A 21,393-nucleotide genomic window follows, 5' to 3' on the forward strand; every position below is an offset into this window, starting at 1 on the left:
GCGGCACCCCCCTGCGCGGCCCGTCCGACGCATGTGACGCGAAGACTTCCGCGCATGGCCGGGACACGGGGCCTCGCCCCGCCGATGGCGACGGTCCGCTACAGATCCGCTTCGGTGGTGCGCCCCAGGTAGGTGAGCGGCCCCGGGTCCGGTACCTGGAGCTCGACGAAACCGAGCCGGTCGTAGCAGGCTCTGGCCGGGGTGTTGGCCGTGAGCATGGACAGGTGCACGGCCTCCACTCCCTTGGCCCGCAGGGCGGCCAGGAACCTGTGCATCAGCGCCTTGCCGTACCCCTTCCGCTGCCACCCGGGCAGCAGATCGATGTGCAAGTGGGCGGGGTGGGCAGCCAGTTCGGGAATGATCATCCGCTCCGGGGCGTGCAGGAGGACTGTCATTTCCTCGCTGGGCGTGCGCGGCGGGCCGTCCGGTTCCGGGAAGCGGTCCGCCACGAGGGGCAGCCACCGTTTGCGGAACTCCGTCACGAAGCGCGCCGTGTCGGCGGTCCCCAGGATGTAGCCGACCGCCCGGCCCGTACCGTCGTCGATCACGAAGGTCAGATCGGGTTCGAGGTACGCGTACGGCGCGGCGAAGATCGACGGCATCAGCTCCGGGTCCGGGTACAGATGCCGGGAGTCGCCGCCGTTGTCGGCCGTCCGGACGCAGATGTCCGCGAGGGCCGCGCGGTCGTCGGGGTGGTAGGCCCGTGGGCCGGCGGGCTGGGTCATCGCCTCATCCTGCCGATCCCGGGAGCGCTCCCACAAGCCTCGGGGACAATTTCTTCGTACCGGGCCGTGTTCTGTGTCGATCCGGGCGGCAGCCGTTCGTACAGAGCGTGAGAGGCCGGCACGGCGCCGGCGTCACAGGCAAAAAGGAACACCTTGACTTCCTCCCCCTCGTGAACGAGGGGGATTCCTACGGCTCGCGCCGTGGGGGTTTCTGCTTCGTCGCCGACTGCCTGCCCGGAGAACTCCGTTGAGGTCTTACACCAGCTCCACAGACTGTTACCGCCAGCCCGGCGGCCAGAAGGTTCTTCGCTGCGTTCACGTCCCGGTCGTGGGTCGTTCCGCAGTCGCACGTCCAGGTACGGACGTTCAGCGGCATCTTCTCCGCGAGGGTGCCGCAGGCGGAGCACAGCTTGGACGAGGGGAACCATCGGTCGACGGCGATCACCTCGCGCCCGTACCAGGCGGCCTTGTACTCCAGCATGGAGCGGAACTCGCTCCAGCTCGCGTCCGAGATGGCTCGGGCGAGCGTGTGGTTCTTGACCATGTTGCGCACGGTCAGGTCCTCGATCACGAGCGTTTGGTTTTCACGCACGAGCCGAGTGGTCAGCTTGTGGAGCAGGTCACGGCGACGGTCGGCGATCCTCGCGTGGATCTCGGCGACCTTGCGCCGGGCCTTGGCCCGGTTGGCGCCCTCGCCCCTGGCCTTGCGGGACAGTCTCCGCTGAGCTTTGGCGAGTCGGGCGCGGTCCCGGCGTTCGTGCCGGGGGTTGGCGATCTTCTCCCCGGTGGACAGGGTCAGCAGGTGGTCCAGGCCGACATCGATTCCGACCGCGCTGTCGGTGGCGGGGAGGGGCTGGACGGACGGGTCGTCACACAGCAACGAGACGAACCAGCGTCCCGCCGCGTCCTGGGAAACGGTCACCGTGGACGGCCTCGCCCCCTCGGGGAGCGGCCGGGACCACACGATGTCCAGCGGTTCGGTCATCTTCGCCAGGGTCAGCTCCCCGTCACGGAAGCGGAACCCGCTGGTGGTGTACTCCGCCGACTTCCGCGACTTCTTCCGCGACTTGAAGCGCGGGTACTTCGCCCGCTTGCCGAAGAAATTGGTGAACGCGGTCTGCAGGTGCCGCAGCGTCTGCTGGAGCGGCACCGACGAGACCTGGTTGAGGAACGCCAGCTCCTCGGTCTTCTTCCACGCCGTCAGCATCGCCGACGTTGCGTTGTAGTTGACCCGCTCCTGCCGCACCCATGCCTCCGTGCGGGCGGCGAGCGCCAGATTGTAGACCTTCCGCACGCAACCGAACGTGCGCGACAGCTCGGCTGCCTGCGCATCGGTCGGATAGAAGCGGTACTTGAACGCCCGCTTCACACAGCCCGTGGTCACGCTCACAAACTAGCGGTGCTGCGAGTTAAGATCAAATCTGCGGGTCACAGCACGGCCTTTCGCCCTGGGGGCGAAACTCCGCTCCTTGCCCTGCTCCGCAGAAGTCCGTTTCCTCCCCGCCCTGAAGGGCGGAGTATCCACGGAGGAATCCGATGAAGCACTACCTGCTCAGCGTGGTCACACCGTCCGACGGCGAGCCGCCCTCCCCCGAAGCGCTGGAACAGATCATGCGGACCGGCCGTGCCCGCCGCGGACATCGGGCGTCTCTTCCGCGCGGAGTACGGCCGCACGGTCGCCGTACTCGTCCGCGCCTTCGGCGACGTCGACATCGCGGAACTGGCGCGCGCGTTCCTGGTGCCGGAGCCGGCCATGGCACAGTGGCTCGTGCGGGCCAAGGGCAAGATCCGCGATGCCCGCATCCCCTACCGGGTGCCCGCCGACGCCGACCTTCCCGAGCGGGTCCGCTCCATGCTCGCCGTGGTGTATCTCATCTTCAACGAGGGATGCACGGCGAGTTCGGGCGACCAGCTGGTGCGCGAGGACCTTTGCGCGGAGGCGGTCCGTACTGGCCGCCACCGACCGGGGGCAGGTCCTGCGGTTGTACGACCAGTTGCCGGCCTTGAGCCCGAGCCCGGTGGTGGCGCTGAACCGCGCGGTGGCGGAGGTGACGGGACCGGAGGCCGCGCTCGGGCTGGTGGAGCAGCTCGACCTCGACGGGTACCACGTGTTCCACGCCGTCCGGGCCGATCTGCTGCGCAGGCTGGGCCGTACCTCGGACGCGCCGCGTCGGCGTACGACGCCGCCGCCGACCGTACGGAGAACTCGGCCGAGCAGGACTTTCTGCCGCGTCGCCGCCGGGCGCTGCCGCAGGACTGAACGAAATCCTCAGCCGGTATCGACACCAAGCCCGGTCAGGAACGCCGCAGCGGCCGGGGCGGGGCGGAAGCGGCTCCAGACCAGCCGTTCCGTGCGGGCGGGCGCGTCACGGACGGGCAGCACATGTACGCCGGGCAGTTCCGCCGCGAAGGCGGCCGGCAGCATGGCGATGCCGAGCCCGCTGCGGACCAGCCGGACGATGAAGTCGGTGCCGCTGACCTCGAACGCCACCTCGCGGGTGAGCCCCGTCGCAGCGAAGGCCTCCTCCGACTGCGCCCGGGCCGCCGTGCCGTCGGGGTAGTCGACGAACATCTCCTTCGCCAGCCGTTCCAGCCCCACTTCCGCCTTCCCGGCCAGGGGGTGGGTGGGGGCGACGACGGCGACCAGTTCGCCCGTGGCGAGCTCGTGATCGCTCACGCCTTTCGGCCGGTAGCTCGGCAGCACGCCCAGGAACGCCACGTCGAGCGTCCCGTCCCGTACCTCCTGGACCAGGTCCTTGCTCGCCCCGTCCCGCAGGACGATGTGCACCTTCGGGTAGCGGTGGTGGAACGCGCGCAGCGCGGCCGGGATGTCGACCGCGGAGACGGTCGGGATGGCTCCGACCGCGAGGCGGCCGTGGACCTCCCCGGTCGTGGCGGCGACCTCGGCCCGGGCCCGCTCCGCCGCGTCCAGCGCCTGCCTGGCCTCCGGCAGGAACGCCTCGCCCGCCGCAGTAAGCCTCACCTGACGGCTCGTGCGGTCGAAGAGCCGGGCCCCCAGCTCCTTCTCCAGCCGGGCGATCTGATGGCTCAACGCGGACTGGACGACCAGACACCTCTTCGCGGCGCGGGTGAAGCTGCCCAGTTCCGCCACCGCGACGACGTACCGCATCTGCTGAAGTTCCATCCATCCATCGTGAACCACGATCGATGGAATGAAAAACATGTGTTGGACTCATCGATGACGGATCCCCGACGCTGAGGGACATGGCTCATTCCACCCACGGGACCCGCAGTCGCGCCGTCCCGCGCACGCTCCCCGATCCACCCGCGCCCGGTCGCGGCCTGGTCCTGCTGATGGCCCTCGCCGCCGGGCTCTCGGCCGCCGGAAACTACTTCGCGCAGCCGCTACTCGACGTCATCGAGGTGAATCTGCACATCGGTGTCACCACGGCGGGGCTGATCGTGACCGCCGCCCAGGCCGGGTACGCGCTGGGCCTGATCCTGCTCGTACCCCTCGGGGACGTCATGGACCGCCGGCGGCTCGCGGTGATCCTGTTCGCGCTCACCGCCTTCTTCCTCCTGGTGACGGCCGCGGCCCCCACCGGCCCACTGCTGATCGCCGGAACCCTGCTCACCGCGCTGACCTCCGTCGGGGCGCAGGTCGTGGTGCCGTTCGCGGCGGCCCTCGCGGCTCCGGCCGAACGCGGCAGGATCGTCGGGGTCGTCATGTCCGGTGTCCTGCTCGGCGGCCTGTTCGGACGACTGGCCTCCGGTGCGCTGTCCGAGCTCGGCGGCTGGCGGACGGCGTACTGGGTGAACGCGCTGCTCATGGCCGTCATGGCGATACTCCTGCACAACCGGCTCCCCCGGCTGCCCCGGCCGCGCGACGCGGCGCCGATGCCGTACACCGGATTGCTGCGCTCCACGCTGGCCCTGTTGCGGCAGGAACCCCTGCTGCGGTGGCGGGCGGCCATCGGCGCGTTCTCCATGGCCTCGTACAGCGTGCAGTTGACCGCGCTGACGTTCCTGCTGACCCGGCCCCCCTTCCACTGGAACGCGGCCGCCATCGGGCTGTTCGGGCTGGTGGGCGTCATCGGTGTCGTGGGCATGAACATCGCGGCGCGGCTGAGCGACCGCGGCCGGGTGCAGGCGGTGTCGGGCACGGCGGCCGCGCTCCTCGCGCTCTCGTGGCTGCCGCTGCTGGCGGGCGAGTCCTCGCTGCTGTGGCTGGCGGTCGGAGTGATCTCGCTGAACATCGCCCAGCAGGCGGGGCTCAACAGCGGTCAAACCGTGATCTACGCGCTCCGCCCGGAGGCCCGCAACCGGATCAACTCCGGATTCATGACGCTGTTCTTCCTGGGCGGTGCGACCGGAGCCGCCCTGGCTTCGCTGGTCTGGTCGCGGGCGGGCTGGAGCGGCATCTGCCTTCTGGGTGGTTCGCTGGCCGCCGGAAGTCTCGTCCTGTGGGTTCTGGAGCGTGTCCGGATGGCCTGCGCCGCACGTCCCGGGGCGGGCTCCGTCACTCGTTGACGGCTGTCAGCAGCACCACGGCGTCCTCCAGCGCCAGCAGGCCGTGCCGCTCCTGCGGAACCGGCTGGAGCTCTCCGGCGTTCAGCTCCACATCGCCCGAGGCCGCCGTGACGCGCACCCGGCCACGGAGCACCTGGAGGGAGGCCGCGGCGGGTGCGTTGTGCTCGTCGAGCGCGAAGCCCGAGGCGAGGGCGATGACCGTCTGGCGCAGGGGTTCCTGATGCAGCAGGCGGTGGGCGCTGCGGCCGTGCGCGGAGGCGCGGGCAGCGGCCAGATGCTCGTCGGCGAGGGCATTCAGATCGTCCATATGCCCACTGTGCCGCAGCCGCCGCGCCCCCGCGTCCCCGGAACCCGGTTCTCCCGTGCCGCGTCGGCCGTGCCGCGTCGGCCGTGCCGCGTCGACGGCGCCGACGGCGGGGCAGTCGCGGACCGGTGCGGGCCACCCGCGAAAATGGCGCGGGGAAGACCGCAACGACCGACCGATACGGAGGAGTGGCAGATGCCGCACGAACGAGCTGGACAGCCGGCCCGGCCGGAGGATCTCACGGATGTGGCCCGGCTGGTGACCGCGTATTACACGCTGCACCCGGATCCGTCCGTGCCGGACCAGCGGGTGGCGTTCGGTACCTCCGGCCATCGCGGGTCGTCCACGGCCACCGCGTTCAACGAGGACCACATCGCCGCCACCAGCCAGGCCATCAGCGAGTACCGGGCGCGGCAGGGCACGGACGGGCCGCTCTTCCTCGGCGCCGACACCCACGCCCTGTCGGAACCTGCCAGGATCACGGCCATCGAGGTGTTCGCCGCCAATGACGTGACCGTACTCATCGACCCGGCCGACGGCTACACCCCGACCCCGGCGGTGTCGCTCGCCGTCCTCACCCACAACCGGGGCCGGACCTCGCGGCTCGCCGACGGTGTGGTGGTCACGCCGTCCCACAACCCGCCCGGCGACGGCGGGTTCAAGTACAACCCGCCGGGCGGTGGCCCGGCCGGGTCCGAGGCCACCGGCTGGATCCAGGAACGGGCCAACGAGATCATCGCGGCCGGCATGAAGGACGTACGCCGGCTGCCCTACGTCCGCGCTCGGGCGGCGTCGACCACCGGGACGTACGACTTCCTCGGCAGCTACGTCGCCGATCTGCCGTCCGTGCTCGACCTGGACGCGATCCGCTCGGCCGGGGTGCGGATCGGTGCCGATCCGCTGGGCGGCGCGTCGGTCGCGTACTGGGGCCGGATCGCGGAGCAGCACCGGATCGATCTGACCGTGGTCAATCCCCTGACCGACCCCACCTGGCGGTTCATGACGCTGGACTGGGACGGGAAGATCCGGATGGACTGCTCGTCGCCGTACGCCATGGCCTCGCTGATCGGCCGGCGCGACCGGTACCAGATCGCGACCGGGAACGACGCGGACGCCGACCGACACGGCATCGTGACGCCCGACGCCGGACTGATGAACCCGAACCACTACCTCGCCGTCGCCATCGACTACCTGTACACCCACCGCGAGCAGTGGCCGGCCGCCGCGGGCATCGGCAAGACGCTGGTCTCCTCCGGAATGATCGACCGGGTCGCCGCCGGTCTCGGCCGTGAACTGGTCGAGGTGCCGGTCGGCTTCAAGTGGTTCGTCGACGGACTGGTCGGCGGATCGCTCGGGTTCGGCGGCGAGGAGTCGGCCGGGGCCTCGTTCCTGCGCCGCGACGGATCGGTGTGGACGACCGACAAGGACGGCATCATCATGGCGCTGCTCGCCTCGGAGATCCTCGCGGTGACGGGCACGTCGCCGTCGGAGCACTACGCGGCGCTCACCGGCCGGTTCGGCGAGCCGGCGTACGCCCGGATCGACGCCCCCGCCGACCGGGAGCAGAAGGCGGTTCTCGGGCGCCTGTCCCCCGAGCAGGTCACGGCCGACACCCTGGCCGGGGAACCGGTCACGGCCGTGCTGACACAGGCGCCCGGCAATGGCGCACCCATCGGCGGCATCAAGGTGACCACCGAGAACGCCTGGTTCGCCGCCCGCCCCTCGGGCACGGAGGACGTCTACAAGATCTACGCCGAGTCGTTCCTCGGCGGCGACCATCTCGGTCGCGTGCAGGAGGAGGCCAAGGCCGTCGTCTCCGCGGCCCTCGACGCCTGAGTCCGGCCGGAGCCGCCCCCGAGCCTGTGCCACGGCAGGGTCGACGACAGGAATCGGGAGGCTCCGGCCGTTCGGCGCGATCAGCGGCGGTTCACCCGTCTGCCACCCGCCGGTGGCACGGCACGCGGGCTGCGTCGACGCTTGTCCCTACCCGCCGATCCAGCAGGCGGGCAGAACCTCATGGGGGTGGATCCGTGTCGGACGCCGCTGCACCGGACCCCGTGTCACGAGCGGTCGAGGGCATGAGGGCAGCGGTCCTCGACACCCTGTTCGCCCAGTCGGCGGTGGGCCTGCACGTGCTGGACACCCGGCTGCGGGTGGTGCGGGCGAACACCCTGGCCGGCGCCGTCCCCGACGAGCGCCTCGTGGGGCGTTACTTCACCGAGGCGTACCACCTCGAAGAACCGGACGATGCGGAGCGCATCCTGCGCAAAGTACTGGACAGCGGTGTGCCCGTGCACGACTGGATGATCCGCGGTCGGCCCGCCGACTCCACCGGCCGCAGCCGCAGTATCAGGGTGTCCGTCTACCGGCTGAACGATGCGGACGGTCGCACCCTGGGGCTGCTCGCCACCGTCGTCGACGTCGATGAGCAGGAGAAGGCCCGCATCCGGGCGGCCTGCCTCACCGCGGTGCGCACGCGGGTGGGCAGGTCACTCGATGTGGCGGCCACCTGCGAGGGACTCGTCGAGGCCGTCGTTCCGGCGTTCGCCGACCTCGCCGTGGTCGAGGTGGTGGATGACGTCCTGCGCGGCTCGGATCCGATGCCGGGGCCGCTGGAGCCCGATGTCCCCATGCTTCGCGCGGCCGTTCGAGGCCTCGGCGCGGACGAGTACCGGAGCGGCCTCGTAGGAGAGATGCGCCGGCTCCCCGACCGTACGCCGTACGCCCTGGCCGCATCCGACCTGAAGCCCCGTCTCGTCCAGATCGACGCCCGGACGCCGTGGCTCGAAGCGGACCCCGACAGCGCCCGGCTCGTCGAGGCGACCCGGGCGCACTCCTTGATCGTGGTCCCGCTGAAGCTGCACGGCACGGTTCTCGGCCTGGCGAGTCTCTTCCGGTGCCGGGGGGCGGAACCCTTCGAAGAGGACGATCTCCCGCCGGCTCTGACGGCGGCCGCTCACGTCGCCCTGAGCATCGACAACGCGCGGCGCTACGCACGCGACCACGCGATCGCGTCGATGGTGCAGCGCCGGCTCCTTCCCCAGAACAACGGCGGCGGCATCGCCGTGGAGACAGCACATGTCCTGCTGCCCGGGCGCAACAGCGGCTGCTGGTTCGACACCATCGGCCTTTCGGGCGCGCGCACCGCTCTGATCGTCGGCAATGTCGAGGCGCCCGGCCTCCAGGCAGCCATCACCATGGGGCAGTTGCGGACCGTCATCCACGCGCTGGCCGGTCTCGATCTGGAGCCGGACGAAGTGCTGGCCAGACTGGCCGACACCGCCGGCCGGCTGGCCGACGAGCGGGCCGCGCTGCCGCCCGGCGACTGGCTGCACAATCAACCACCCACGGCAACCTGCATGTACGCCGTCTACGACCCGTTCTCCCGTACCTGCACCGTGGCCCGGTCCGGTCATCCGTCACCCGTCCTCGTCACCCCCGACGGCACCACGACCGCCCTCGATGTCCCCGACGGGCCCCCGCTCTTCTCCACCGACACTTCGCCGTTCGCCGCCGCTGCGTTCGAGCTCGACGAAGGCAGCGTTCTGGCGTTCCTCACCGGAACCCTCCCCACCGACGGGGACTCCGCGGATCAGGTACGGCAGGCACTCGCGCGACCCGGCCGGAATCTGCAGGACCTGTGCGACGACGTGGTCTACAACCTGCCGGCCGAGGCATGCCCGGAGGGCGCCATGCTCCTCCTCGCCCGTACCGGCGTCGTTCCCCCCGACCGGGTCGCGACCTGGGAGCTGGCCCATGACCGGACCACTCCCGCCATCTCCCGTACGCTCGTGCGCGACCGGCTCGACGGCTGGGGCGTGGACGAGGCGACGACCGACGCGACCGAACTCATCGTGAGCGAACTGATCACCAACGCGGTCCGTTACGGCACCCCTCCGATGAAGCTGCGGCTGATCCTGGACCGCACGCTCATCTGCGAAGTACACGACAGCAGCCGGGTGTCGCCCCATCTGCGCCATGCACGCACCGTCGACGAGGGCGGCCGCGGACTGTTCATCGTCTCCCGGCTCGCCGCCCACTGGGGCACCCGGTACAGCAGCGACGGCAAGGTCATGTGGACCGAACAGGAGCTCCCGTCCGGCAGAGACGACCCGTCCGTGGCCGGCGATTTCTGACCTCGGTGTGCGGCGCCCCGTGGCCGGGTGGGCCACGGGGCGCCGCGATCAGGGTGGTGGCGGCCGCTCCGGGGACGGGGAGCGGGCGCCGGTCGGGTCAGTCGCGACCGTCGTGGTGGTGGTGACGGCCGTCGCGGTTGTCGCTGCCTCCGTGGTTGCGGCTAGTGACCGTTACGGCCGTCGTGGTCGTCGTTGCGCCCGTGATCGCGGCCCTGGTGACCGTTACGGCCGTCGTGGTCGTCGTTGCGCCCGTGATCGCGGCCCTGGTGACCGTTACGGCCGTCGTGGTCGTCGTTGCGCCCGTGATCGCGGCCCTGGTGACCGTTACGGCCGTCATGGCCGTCGTTACGCCCGTGATCGCGGCCCTGGTGACCGTTACGGCCGTCATGGCCGTTGCGGCCGGCCCGGTCGCGGTCGCGGCCCCAGGACTTCGAGTCGACTCTGCGGCCGTTCGCGTCCCGCAGTGTCGCCGTGTCGCAGGCGTCCCATACGTGCCGGCGGAGGTCCTGGTAGACGTCGCGGTCGGTGTCGCGGCCGATTCCGGTGTGCACGCGCACGGAGGAGCGGCCGGCCAGGCGCAGATTGAACCGGTAGGTGCGGCGGCTCTCGTCGCTCAGGGTCCAGCCTCGGAGATTCACCGCGTGGCGGCCGGTGTTGGTGACGGTCACCCATTCGCTGTTGAGGCTGCGGTTGGAGCCGCTGTAACGACCGGGGCTGTTGTACTGGATCGCGCCCAGAACCACCGCCTGACGCTCGTTGGTCCGGCGGTGACCATGGCCGTGTTCGTCTGCGGTCGCCGGGAGTGCGGCGGCGGCCACCAGGGCGCCGGAAGCGAGAACGGCGGCGGTGAACCGCCGTGCGGAACGGGACATGAATACCCCTCGGGTACGGGCCCGGACCCCTGCGGTCCGAGCGTTGTTCGGTCCCGGCCTGTTGCCGAGAACGCACACTGTGGCCCGGTGGCCCGAGCCACGGAAGGCGCCCCGATACGTGTGACGAAGTACGGACATTTCCGTCACACGCGTCTGCACCGGGCACACATTCCGGCCGCCCGAGTACCTGTCAACCACTGCCCGCTACATCCACCCGCCCGGCACCGCGCCGGCGCAGTCGGCGGTGGCCCCGAGCGCGGGGCGCACGGCTGCGCACACTCCGCTCGAGCCGCCCGGGAATTCCGTAACAGCCGCCGCCCGCACAACCTTGAACTCCCGTTCCCTTACCCGCGGAAACGAGAACGGCAGTTCTGCGACAGGGCCGTTGCGCGGTGCGAACAACAGTGGTTCAGTGGCAGAGGAAGATATGAATCGAGGTTCAGAACATCATGGCCTACCGTCCCACCGCCCGCACGGAGGCGACCCGGCTCGCGCACCGCGACCGGTTGCTGGAAGCCGCCCGGCAGCTGCTGGCCGAGGGCGGTTACGCGGCGGCCGGCATCTCCGCGATCGCCGACCGGGCCGGCGTCGCCACCGGCAGCGTCTACAACCACTTCGCCTCCAAGCAGGAACTGCTCGCGGCAGTCTTCCGCCATGTCGCAGGTCATGAACTCGGCGCGGTGCAAGAGGCGGTGCGGGCGCGGAGCGGTGCCGCCGAGCAGTTGCGCGCGCTGGTCGAGGCCTTCGCGTACCGTGCGCTGCGCAACCCACGTACGGCCTGGGCGTTGCTGGCCGAACCGGTCGATCCGCTGGTCGAGCAGGAGCGGCTGACGTACCGGCGCGGCTATCACGCCCTCGCCGAGTCGGCCGTCGCCGCAGGAATCGCCTCGGGTGAACTGCCCGCGCAGAACGCGCGGTTGTCGGCCGCCGCCGTGATCGGGGCAGTCGGCGAGGCACTGCTCGGCCCGCTGTCACCGGTCGGCGGGCGGACCGAACCGGAACCGGTCGTGGCAGGCATCACCACGCTGTGCCTGAGAGCGGTCGGAGCCCACGGCAGCTGATCGCGAGCCGCCCCTGCTTTCCCGCTTCCTCGCCGCCCCCGCCCACCTCCCCAGGACAGGAACCCGCGATGACCGTCACCCCGCACCGGACCGGCCTTTGGTCCGACGCCCCCGCACCGCACCCCACTCACGAGGTCACCAACCAGGCCCCGCCCAGGAAGGATCTCGACGAGTACGGCACCAACCTGCCCCTCACGGAGGCCGTCCGGGCGTTCGGCGCGGCCTGGCACGAGAAGGAGCTGCACGAGATCGGCACCCTGGTCGGTTCCGAGCGGTTCCAGATCGACGTCGAGCTGGCGCACACCTCCCCGCCCGTCCTGCGCACCCATGACCGTTACGGCAACCGCGTCGACGAGATCGACTTCCACCCCGCGTACCACGAGGTCATCGGCGCGGCGGTGAACCGCGGCACGCACACCGCGGGCTGGGCCGACCCGAAGCCCGGAGCGGCGGTGGCGCGGGCGGCCTCCTTCATGCTGTTCGCCCAGATCGAACCCGGCCACGCCTGCCCGATGTCCATGTCGCATGCCGTGGTCCCGGTCCTGCAACGCGATCCGGACGTGGGGCGGGACTGGCTGCCGGGCCTGCTCAGCCGCTCGTACGACCCCCGGCTGATCGCCCCGGGCCGCAAGTCGGGGCTCACGTTCGGCATGGGGATGACGGAGAAACAGGGCGGCTCCGACGTCCGCGCCAACACCACCCGGGCCGTCCCGCTGGCCTCCGGCCCCGAGGGCCGGGCCCATCTGCTGACCGGGCACAAGTGGTTCTTCTCGGCCCCGCAGTCGGACGCGTTCCTGGTCCTGGCCCAGGCCGAGGCCGGCCTCACCTGTTTCCTCGTGCCGCGTGTGCTGGCCGACGGCACCCGTAACACCGTCCGTATCCAGCGGCTGAAGAACAAGCTCGGCAACAAGTCGAACGCCTCCTGCGAGGTGGAGTTCGACGGCACCTGGGCGGTACGGGTCGGCGAGCCCGGCCGCGGCGTCCCCACCATCATCGAGATGGTCAACCACACCCGGCTCGACTGTGTGCTCGGCACCACCGCGGGCATGCGCCAGTCGGTGTCCGAGGCGATCTGGCACGCGCACCACCGCAGCGCGTTCGGTGCCCGGCTGGTGGACCAGCCGGCCATGACGGCGGTCCTCGCCGATCTGGCACTGGAGACGGAGGCCGCGACCTGGACCGCGCTTCGCCTGGCCCATGCGTACGAGGCCGACAGCGGAGAGTCCGAGGCGATGTTCCGGCGGCTGGCCACCGCCGTGGCCAAGTACTGGATCTGCAAGCGCGGTCCGCACCACGCCTACGAGGCGCTGGAGTGCCTGGGCGGCAACGGCTACACCGAGGACTGGCCGCTGGCCCGGCGCTACCGCGAGCAGCCGGTGATGGCGGTGTGGGAGGGCTCCGGCAATGTCATCGCCCTCGATGTGCTGCGGGGCATCGCCAGGACCCCGCAGTCGCTGGACGCCTTCTGGGCCGAGCTGGAGACCACGTCCGGTGCGAGTTCCGTGCTGGACGCGCACCTCCGCCGGGTGCGCCGGGAGCTGGCCGAGGACCTGCGCGACCCGCTCGCCGCGCAGACCCGCGCCCGGGCGACGGTCGAAGGCATGGCCCTGGCCCTGCAGTCCTCGCTGATGCTGCGTCATGCCCCGGCGGCGGCCGCCGAGGCATTCGTCGCCGCCCGGCTCGGCGAGGAGCGTGGCCACCAGTACGGCATCCTGCCGCGCGGCACCGACGCCGCGTCGATCGTGGAGCGGCACTTCGGCCGGGCCGGCTGAGACGGCCACCGGTGCCCGCGAGCCCGCAGCCCTCGCGAGGAGCCGTCGGCGGACCGGCCGACGCGTTCGCCGCTCACCGGTGGATCGCCCCGGTCGTTTCCGTGAGCGGGCTGCCGGTGCCGCCCCAGCGCAGTGCGACGATCTCCGCCGCGATCGACACGGCCACTTCCTCGGGGGTGCGCGCGCCGAGGTCGAGACCGATGGGCGCGCGCAGCCTGGCCAGTTCCGCTTCGCCGAGACCGGCCTCGCGCAACCGGGCCAGGCGGTCCTCGTGGGTCCGCCGGCTCCCCATCACCCCGATGTACGCGGCCGGGGTGCGCAGGGCCACCTCCAGTAGCGGGACGTCGAACTTCGGGTCGTGGGTGAGTACGCACATCACGGTCCGTGCGTCGGTCTCCGTGTCGCGCAGATACCGGTGCGGCCAGTCGACGACCACCTCCGCACCGTCCGGGAAGCGGCGGGGGTCGGCGAAGGCGGGGCGGGCGTCGCAGACGGTGACGCGGTAGCCGAGGAACGCGCCGATCCGGGCCACCGCCGCGGCGAAGTCGATCGCGCCGAAGACCAGCATCCGGGGCGGCGGGGCGAACGACTGGAGGAACACGCTGACATCGTCCTCGCGCCGTTCGCCGCCGGGGCCGTAGTGCCGCAAGCCGGTTGCGCCGCGGGCGAGTTCCCCTCGCGCGTCGGCGGTGACGGCGGCGTCGAGTCCGCTCGCGCCCAGCGAGCCGGAGACGGTGTCCGGCCCGACGGCGAGGGCGGCGCCACGCGGGGCGGGGCCGTCGGTCACGACGGCGGCCACCACTGGGCGGTGAGCGGCGACCGATGCGGCGAGTTCACCGAAGGAGACGTCGTACGCGGCCGTCACGGGGCGCACCAGGAGAGTGATCTCTCCGCCGCAGGTGAGACCGACGGCGAAGGCGTCCTCGTCGCTGTAGCCGAAGGTACGGAGCTGGGCATCGCCGGTCTCCATGACCTCCTTGGCCAGTTCGAAGACCGCACCCTCGACGCAGCCGCCGGAGACGCTGCCGACCACCTCGTCGTCCGGGCCGACGGCCATCGCCGCCCCGGGGCCGCGCGGCGCACTGCGGCTGACCGCGACGACGGTGGCGAGCCCGAACGGCGCCCCGGCGGCGTACCAGCGGCTGAGCGCCGGAAGAATCTCCCGCATCGGCCACCTCCGCCAGGGCCGGGATGTCTGCGGTCCTGCCCGCGCCCGCTGTGCCCTCGTGGCCCGGCGGCCGGTGCGGTGCGAGGCTCAGGCCGTGGTGTCGGACCACGCGTACGGCGGTGTGACGGGCCCGGTGGCGGGTCCGGCCCCGACCGATTCCAGTTCCTGGTCGGCGGCCTTCATCAGCTGCGCGGCGATGTCCTTCATGGCACGGCTCGCCGCGAGTTCGTCGCCGATGGCGGGGACGTCCACGTCCTGCGGGTTGCAGCGGGCGACCCCGTGTCCCACGAGCTTTTCGGAGCCGGTGTCCAGCACCGCCTCCGCCCTGGTCGTACCGTCCTCCTCGGAAAGGCCCACCCGGACCTTCCATTCCAGCCTGCGAGTCATCGCGCACCTCCTGCGACCGCGCGCGGACTCGGTGCGCCGCCACGACGCGGTCCTGTGACCAGGATCCCCCCGGCCGGGCCCGTCCGCGCGTTCCGGACCGTCCTGCCGGGATCATGGCGCCGCTTCTCGTCCTGCGGGGCTCGTGGCGCCGAAATAGGATGCGGGAGTCACTTCCCCCGAGTGCGGAGCCGCCCATGAACCGGCGTCGTCCTCCCCGTGCGGCGAGCGCCGGCGAACTGCTCACCACTCTGCAGCAGCTCACCTCACAGGCGCGCCAGGAGGTGGAGCTGCACCGGGCGCGGGTGGAACTGGCCGAGGCCTTGCAGCGCGAAATGCTCCCTTCGGCGCTGCCCGCCCTGCCGGGGCTGCAGACAGCTGCCCGGTACACGCCGGCCCGCAACGGGCTGGACATCGGTGGTGACTGGTACGACGGGTTCGTGCTGCCGGACGGCGCGCTGGCATTCGCCATCGGGGACGTTCAGGGCCATGACGTCGAGGCGGCCGCTTTCATGGGCCAGATCCGCATCGCCATGCGGGCGATAGCCGCCACCGCCACGGATCCCGGCGAGGTCGTGGGCCGGACCAATGATCTGCTGCTCTCGGTGGACTCGGGCCTCTTCGCGACCTGCACCTTTGCCCGCTTCGACCCGGTCACCCGGGAGCTCCGCAGTGCCCGCGCCGGGCATGTCGCCGCTGTCTGGGCCACCACGGACGGGCGCAGCGGTGTCACCGACGACGAGGGCGGCCTGCCCCTGGGGGTCCGGGCGGGCGAGCGCTATCCGGTCACCCGGCGGCGCCTGACGAGCCCCGGTGCGTTCGTCCTGGTCACCGACGGGGTGATCGAGGGTCCTTCGTGCCCGATCGACGAGGGACTGGACGCGGTGACGCGGCTGGTGGTCTCCCGGGTGGCCGCCGACGCCGACGAGCTGGCCGACGCGGTGCTGCACGCGGCGGCGCGGACCGGGCACCAGGACGACGCGGCCGTTCTCGTCCTGCGCCACGGGGCGGCTCCCGGCGGGAACTGACGCCCGGGTCCGGGGTGAGCGTGTCAGACAGCCGCCACCCGTCCGGGTCGGTGTCTGATGAGATGTGTGATCCGCAGCAAGGTGTCAAGCAGCGAGAGAACGATAGCCACGGCCTCGGCCGTACTGCGCGTCCTGGCCGTCGCCGCCGCCTACTACCTGGCCGGTGGGCTCGGTCTGATCCGCGGGGTGTCCGTCCACGGCGCGGTCGTCACCCCGCTCTGGCCGCCCACGGGCATCGCGCTGGGTGCCCTGCTCTTCCTGGGACTGCGCGCCTGGCCCGGTATGGCGCTGGGCTCCCTGTCCGTCGTCGCCACGCTCAGCGACTCGGTCTCGCTGCTCACCGTCGTCGTAGTGGCGGGCAACACCCTGGCTCCCGTCTGCTCGTACCTGATACTGCGGGGGGCCGGTTTCCGCTTGGAGCTGGACCGGCTGCGCGACGGCGTCATGCTGGTGTTCCTCGGCGCGCTTGCGGGCATGGTCATCAGCGCGACCGTGGGCACGTGCATGCTCGTGGCGGACGACAATCTGCCGCCGAGCGGTTTCTGGCCGGTCTGGACGGCATGGTGGTCGGGGGACGCGATGGGTGTGCTCGTGGTCACCCCGCTGCTGCTCGTGCTCCGCAGAGTGCGGATGCCGCGGGCCACGGACCGGTGGATCGAGGCGAGCGCGCTGGCGGTGGCCTCCATGGCTGTCTCCCTGGTGGCAACCAGGACCTCGCTGGCGATGATCTACCTGGTGTTCCCGCTGATCATCTGGGCGGCTCTGCGCTTTCGGCTGGCGGGGAGCGCGCCGTGCGCCTTTCTGGTGTCGGTCACGGCGGTCGTCGCGGGAACGCAGGGCGTGGGGCCGTTCGAGGGTCACAGCATCCTTCACGTGATGGTGAATCTCGCCGTGTTCAACGGTTCGGTGGCCCTGACCGCGCTGGTGCTCGCGGCCGTCGTCACCGAGCAGAGCGACATCCGCCTCAGAATCCAGCGTGCCTGCGAGGAGCTGGCCGAGGTGGTGGAGCGGCTGGCGCCGGGACGGTCCCCGGCCGGCCGGCCGGCCGGCCCGGCCCGACGACGAGCCCGACGGCCTCTGACCTCGGTCCCACGGACGGCCGGGCCACGGCCGCCGCGGGAGGCGGGGCGGTTCACCGCCGGAAGTGGCGTACCAGGAAGTCGTTGCGGAACGTGCCCTCCGGGTCGAACCGGGCCGTCAGCCGCTCAAAATCGGCGTACTTCCCGTACAGCGCGCGCAGGCTCTCGGGGGCGGTCGTGAACACCTTGCCCCAGTGCGGTCGCGCGCCGAACGGTGCCAGGGCCTCCTCGATCGCCCCGAGCACGGGGGTGACGGCGGCGGTGTCCGGTACCCAGGTGAAGTGGAAGGTCACCGATTCCCGGCCGGACGCCGGGCTGAGCCACAGCTCGTCGCGGGCGACGGTACGGATCTCGGAGATCTGCAGCAGCGGCGCGATCCGGTCCCGGAGCCGGGCCAGTGCCTCGTACGCCGCGGCCGCGTCCCGCCGTGCCACGAAGTACTCCGACTGCAGCTCGTCCCCGCTGCTCGGGGTGAACTCCGGGCGGAAGTGCGGAAGCCGGCGGTGCCACGGCCCGGCGACGCCCTGCTGACGGGTGCAGTTCTCGGCCGGCATACCGGCGATCGGATGGCGGGGGCCGTCCGCGAGCCGCGCGCCGAGCCACTCCCCGGGCGCACTCCGTGGCCCCTCGGGGCCCACCCGTTGCTTGAGCCACACCTGGTTGAGCGGCCCCGCACGCCAGTCGGTGAAGACACTCACGCTGTACGCGGCCGCCATCACCTCGTCGAACCCGTCGGTGAACCGGGACTCCGGCAGCTCCTCGTAGACCCACTGCTGTACGTCGAAGGCGGGCACCAGGTCCAGCGTCAGCGCGGTCACCACGCCCAGCGCGCCCAGCGCGACCACCGCTCCGGGAAAGTCCGCGTCGCCGCGCCCCAGTGACACGGTCCGGCCGTCGGCCGTGACCATCTCCAGCGCCCGGACGGCGCCCGCTATGGAACTGTTACCGAGCCCCGAGCCGTGCGTTCCGGTGGCGCAGGCCCCGGCGACCGAAATGTGCGGCAGCGAACCCAGGTTGTGCAGGGCGTACCCGTTCTCGTGCAGTACGCCGGCGAACTCCCCGAAGCGCAGCCCCGCGGCGACGGTGACCGCCCCGGCCTTCGGGTCGATCTCGATCCTGCGGGGCAGCCCCGCCAGGGACACCAGCTCACCCCGGGTATCGGCGACGGTGTTGAAGGAATGCCGGGTGCCGAGCGCGTGCACCGCGGTCGCGGCGGACACCGTTTCCCGCAGCTCGGCCTCGGAACGGGGGGTGCTCAGCCGCCGTGCTCCGAAGGTGATGTTTCCGGCCCAGTTCTTCTCCACGGGAGTCACCGCACGTCCCCACTCTCGTTCCTGGCCGGGTGACCTGATCCCGACGGTGCATCCTCCCAGACGAGCCTGTTGATGGGACCATGCAACTGGACCTACATGTCCGCACACCATCCGATTCCAGCACCCTCCAAATGCGAACAGTCACCTACAGACCCAGCGATCCGGCGCGGAACGGGATGAGTTCAGAGTCAGTGCACATGTCTGAACTTCACTGGAACTCCAGCGAAATGGCACGTGTGTGGATATCGTGCACCGAGCGCGGGCGCATCCGTCAGTCCATGGGATCGGCGGATGCGTCCCGTTTGTGGCGATGCAACTGTGACTGGGGGGTTCATGGGGCATGTCGAGCTACCCGATTCGGACAGATCAGGACCCGTGGGACTGGCGGGGGCGCCGCGTCCACTGACTGCTTCAAATCGGCCTCGCGGCAAAGAACTTGACGATGCATGGAGGGCGCCTGCAGGACAACGCGAACGTTCGGGGCCGGCTGCGGCCAGGAGACGGTCGGGCCGGCGCCTGCAGGTCGTCATCGGCACCGAACTGCTCGGCCTGGGGATTCCGGCATGGCTCGTCCTGTGGGCGGGCGGCCAGCCGCGGCCCGGGGTCGCCGCGGCGGTGGCCGCGCTGGCGTGGTCGGGTGTGCGGGCCGCGCGCGGCCGGTACACGGGCCGGTCTCCGGGCGATCCGCCGGGGGTGCTGACCACGGCCGGCGACTGGCTGCTGCTCATCGGCGTACTCGCCGTGCTGCGGACCATGACCGGTGACGCGGTCGATCCCGCGACGGCGGTCGTGGCACTGCTGCCCGGTCTGCCGGCGGGCCTGGCCGCGTGGGGGGTACGGCGGTTGCGGCGGCATCGGACGGTGCGGCGGGTACTGGTGGTCGGTGAGGCTTCGAGGGTGGAACGAACGGTGCGGCTACTGGGTTCCCGCGCGGACCATCCGTACCGGGTCGTGGCCGCCGTACCGGTGGGGACCGCGCCGCTGGAGTGCGAGGTCCAGGTGCCGGGCCGGCTCGCACCGGCACCGGCCGACGACGACGCGTCGACGGTGCTGGGCGGCGCCTTCGCCCATGACGCCGACCTGGCTCTGGTGGTGCCCGGGCCGCAGCTCTCCGAGGAGCGGCTGCGCCGGCTCTCCTGGGGACTGCACGACGGCGGGCTTCCGCTCTCCGTGCTGTCGGAGCTCTCGGGCATAGCGGCCGGCCGGATACGGCCGTCCGCCGCCGCCGGGCTGACCCTGCTGCACGTCGCACCGCCGGTGCGCCGGGGACCGCAGATGATCCTGAAGGCCCTGGTGGACCGCATCGGCGCCGCGCTCGGCCTGCTGGTCCTGGCGCCCCTGCTGCTCCTGATCGGGGCGGCGGTGCGGCTCGGCTCCGACGGGCCGGCGCTCCACCGTCAGATCCGCCACGGGCAGCACAGCCGGCCGTTCACGATGTGGAAGTTCCGGACGATGGTGGTGGACGCCGAGAGCCACAAGCAGCAGCTCATCACGGCGAACGAGAACGACGGCCCGATGTTCAAGATGCGCCGCGACCCCCGGGTGACCGGAATCGGCCGTCTGCTGCGCCGGACGTCTCTGGACGAATTGCCGCAACTGCTCAATGTGCTCCGGGGCGACATGTCCCTGGTCGGTCCACGGCCTCCATTGCCGGAGGAGGTGTCCCGCTACGACGAACGGGAGCTGAGGAGGCTCGCCGTCAAACCCGGGCTGACCGGCCTGTGGCAGGTCAGCGGACGTTCGGACCTGTCCTGGCAGGAGACCGTCTCGCTCGACCTGTGGTACGTCGACAACTGGTCGGTGGCCACGGACATGGGACTCATGGCCCGTACGCTGCGCGCCGTCACCGACGGCCGCGGGGCGTACTGAGAGCGGCGGCCGTCGATGCGAGGAGTGCGGGACAACCGGCCGTTCGGCGCCGGTGGGACGGGCGGCCGTCGCGTTGCGGCGGCCGGCCCGTGCCCGTGGACCGGCCCGTGCCGGTGGACCGGTCGGCTCCGCTCAGACCCGTTCGGTCCGCTGCTCCAGCCACCACGCATACGTGCGGGCGATCCCGTCGCGCAGCGGGATGCGCGGTGCGAAGCCGAGGCCGGTGAGCCGGGAGACGTCGAGCAGCTTGCGCGGGGTGCCGTCGGGCTTCGACTTGTCCCACGCGATGGAACCTTGATAATGCGTCACATTCTTTACAGTTTCGGCGAGTTCGCGGATCGTCAGGTCCTGGCCGCAGCCGATGTTGACGGGTTCGTCGCCGTCGTAGCGCTCCAGCAGCAGGAGGCACGCGTCGGCCAGATCGTCGACGTGCAGGAATTCGCGGCGCGGGCTGCCGGAGCCCCAGAGCGTGACCGTGGGCGAGCCGTCCCGCCGCGCCTCGTGGAAGCGGCGGATCAGCGCGGGCAGTACGTGCGAGGTCTCCAGGTCGAAGTTGTCGCCCGGACCGTAGAGGTTGGTGGGCATGGCGCTGATGTACGCGGCGCCGAACTGCCGGCGGTAGGACCGGATCTGCACGATTCCGGCGATCTTGGCCAGTGCGTATGCCTCGTTGGTCGGCTCCAACGGGCCGGTGAGCAGGGCGCTTTCCGGGATCGGCTGCGAGGCGTGCCGGGGGTAGATGCAGGACGAGCCGAGGAAGAGCAGCCGCTCGACCCCGGCGCAGTGCGCTCCGGCGACGACGCTCAGCTGGATGCGCAGATTGTCCTCCAGGAACTGCACCGGATATGTGCTGTTGGCCATGATCCCGCCGACCTTGGCGGCGGCCAGCACCACGGCGTCCGGACGGGTCTCGCGGAGGAATGTCTCGGTCCGCGCGGCGTCGCGCAGATCGAGGTGGTCGCGATCGCGGGTGATCACCTCGTGGCCGGCGGCGGTGAGGCGGCGTACCACCGCCGAGCCGACCAGGCCGCGGTGGCCCGCGACGAATATGCGGGCACCGGGCCGTAGGAGGGGGCGGACGGATTCCTGGGGAGGGCCGGGGAGATCAGTCGTCATGGCTCGGATTGTGCCAGCAGCCACGGACCAGGGTGATGTTTTGCCGTAGATCGCTCAATTGCGAAATTTCGGTGC

16 protein-coding genes and 2 pseudogenes are annotated in these 21,393 nt (G+C 71.3%); 9 read left to right on the forward strand and 9 right to left on the reverse strand.

Features of this window, described 5'->3' with window-relative positions:
* Positions 1–98: 98 nt before the first annotated feature.
* Both OG936_RS01385 and OG936_RS01390 read right to left on the reverse strand, forming a co-directional pair.
* Positions 99–725, reverse strand: a complete 627-nt coding sequence (locus OG936_RS01385) for a GNAT family N-acetyltransferase (protein ID WP_406491933.1) — start codon at positions 723–725, stop codon at positions 99–101.
* Between the two features lie 187 nt (positions 726–912).
* Positions 913–2,115, reverse strand: a complete 1,203-nt coding sequence (locus OG936_RS01390; protein ID WP_406491934.1) for an RNA-guided endonuclease InsQ/TnpB family protein — start codon at positions 2,113–2,115, stop codon at positions 913–915.
* Between the two features lie 285 nt (positions 2,116–2,400).
* Between OG936_RS01390 and OG936_RS01395 the strand changes: the two are divergent.
* Positions 2,401–2,985: pseudogene (locus OG936_RS01395) on the forward strand (DUF6596 domain-containing protein); the annotation flags it as partial.
* A gap of 9 nt (positions 2,986–2,994) precedes the next feature.
* Here OG936_RS01395 and OG936_RS01400 read toward each other — a convergent pair.
* Positions 2,995–3,870: a LysR family transcriptional regulator gene (locus tag OG936_RS01400; RefSeq protein WP_406491936.1), complete on the reverse strand. Its 876-nt coding sequence runs from the start codon at positions 3,868–3,870 to the stop codon at positions 2,995–2,997.
* A gap of 80 nt (positions 3,871–3,950) precedes the next feature.
* Here OG936_RS01400 and OG936_RS01405 point away from each other — a divergent pair, with 80 nt between their 5' ends.
* Positions 3,951–5,216 carry an MFS transporter gene (locus tag OG936_RS01405; protein WP_406491937.1) on the forward strand — a complete coding sequence of 422 codons (1,266 nt, stop codon included), beginning with the start codon at positions 3,951–3,953 and terminating at the stop codon, positions 5,214–5,216.
* On the opposite strand, the gene OG936_RS01410 is transcribed toward OG936_RS01405, so the two are convergent.
* Positions 5,206–5,523, reverse strand: coding sequence for a cupin (locus tag OG936_RS01410; RefSeq protein WP_383758236.1), 318 nt, complete (start codon positions 5,521–5,523; stop codon positions 5,206–5,208). The genes OG936_RS01405 and OG936_RS01410 overlap by 11 nt on opposite strands.
* Before the next feature lie 192 nt (positions 5,524–5,715).
* Between OG936_RS01410 and pgm the strand changes: the two genes are divergently transcribed.
* Entirely contained in the window at positions 5,716–7,356 is a 1,641-nt protein-coding gene (gene pgm / locus OG936_RS01415; RefSeq protein ID WP_406491939.1) for a phosphoglucomutase (alpha-D-glucose-1,6-bisphosphate-dependent), read from the forward strand.
* A gap of 242 nt (positions 7,357–7,598) precedes the next feature.
* The gene (locus OG936_RS01420) at positions 7,599–9,656 is read left to right on the forward strand and encodes a SpoIIE family protein phosphatase (protein WP_406491940.1); all 2,058 of its coding nucleotides are present in this window, start codon (positions 7,599–7,601) and stop codon (positions 9,654–9,656) included.
* A gap of 161 nt (positions 9,657–9,817) precedes the next feature.
* On the opposite strand, the gene OG936_RS01425 is transcribed toward OG936_RS01420, so the two are convergent.
* Positions 9,818–10,528: a lamin tail domain-containing protein gene (locus OG936_RS01425; protein WP_406491941.1), complete on the reverse strand. Its 711-nt coding sequence runs from the start codon at positions 10,526–10,528 to the stop codon at positions 9,818–9,820.
* A gap of 449 nt (positions 10,529–10,977) precedes the next feature.
* Between OG936_RS01425 and OG936_RS01430 the strand changes: the two genes are divergently transcribed.
* Positions 10,978–11,589, forward strand: coding sequence for a TetR/AcrR family transcriptional regulator (locus tag OG936_RS01430; protein ID WP_406491942.1), 612 nt, complete (start codon positions 10,978–10,980; stop codon positions 11,587–11,589).
* Positions 11,590–11,657: 68 nt separating this feature from the next.
* Entirely contained in the window at positions 11,658–13,361 is a 1,704-nt protein-coding gene (locus OG936_RS01435) for an acyl-CoA dehydrogenase family protein (RefSeq protein ID WP_406491943.1), read from the forward strand.
* A 73-nt stretch (positions 13,362–13,434) separates the two neighbouring features.
* Here OG936_RS01435 and OG936_RS01440 read toward each other — a convergent pair whose 3' ends face one another.
* Together OG936_RS01440 and OG936_RS01445 are read right to left on the reverse strand one after the other, a co-directional pair.
* The gene (locus OG936_RS01440; RefSeq protein ID WP_406491944.1) at positions 13,435–14,529 is read right to left on the reverse strand and encodes an XdhC family protein; all 1,095 of its coding nucleotides are present in this window, start codon (positions 14,527–14,529) and stop codon (positions 13,435–13,437) included.
* An 87-nt stretch (positions 14,530–14,616) separates the two neighbouring features.
* The gene (locus OG936_RS01445; protein WP_266744496.1) at positions 14,617–14,916 is read right to left on the reverse strand and encodes a DUF1876 domain-containing protein; all 300 of its coding nucleotides are present in this window, start codon (positions 14,914–14,916) and stop codon (positions 14,617–14,619) included.
* Between the two features lie 194 nt (positions 14,917–15,110).
* Between OG936_RS01445 and OG936_RS01450 the strand changes: the two genes are divergently transcribed.
* Both OG936_RS01450 and OG936_RS01455 read left to right on the forward strand, forming a co-directional pair.
* Positions 15,111–15,941: a PP2C family protein-serine/threonine phosphatase gene (locus tag OG936_RS01450; protein ID WP_406491947.1), complete on the forward strand. Its 831-nt coding sequence runs from the start codon at positions 15,111–15,113 to the stop codon at positions 15,939–15,941.
* 57 nt (positions 15,942–15,998) lie between these two features.
* Positions 15,999–16,832 (forward strand): annotated as a pseudogene (locus OG936_RS01455) (MASE1 domain-containing protein); the annotation flags it as partial.
* Positions 16,833–17,073: 241 nt separating this feature from the next.
* Here the strand turns inward: OG936_RS01455 and OG936_RS01460 are convergent.
* A complete protein-coding gene (locus tag OG936_RS01460; RefSeq protein ID WP_406491948.1) occupies positions 17,074–18,333 on the reverse strand; it encodes an FAD-binding protein in 1,260 nt (419 codons plus the stop codon).
* A gap of 333 nt (positions 18,334–18,666) precedes the next feature.
* Here OG936_RS01460 and OG936_RS01465 point away from each other — a divergent pair, with 333 nt between their 5' ends.
* On the forward strand, positions 18,667–20,202 hold the full coding sequence (locus OG936_RS01465) for an exopolysaccharide biosynthesis polyprenyl glycosylphosphotransferase (RefSeq protein ID WP_406491950.1): 1,536 nt from the start codon (positions 18,667–18,669) through the stop codon (positions 20,200–20,202).
* A gap of 132 nt (positions 20,203–20,334) precedes the next feature.
* Here OG936_RS01465 and OG936_RS01470 read toward each other — a convergent pair whose 3' ends face one another.
* On the reverse strand, positions 20,335–21,318 hold the full coding sequence (locus OG936_RS01470; protein ID WP_406491952.1) for a GDP-L-fucose synthase family protein: 984 nt from the start codon (positions 21,316–21,318) through the stop codon (positions 20,335–20,337).
* Between the last annotated feature and the right edge of the window lie 75 nt (positions 21,319–21,393).

It is taken from the genome of Streptomyces sp. NBC_00846 (assembly GCF_045207325.1).
GTDB lineage: Bacteria > Actinomycetota > Actinomycetes > Streptomycetales > Streptomycetaceae > Streptomyces.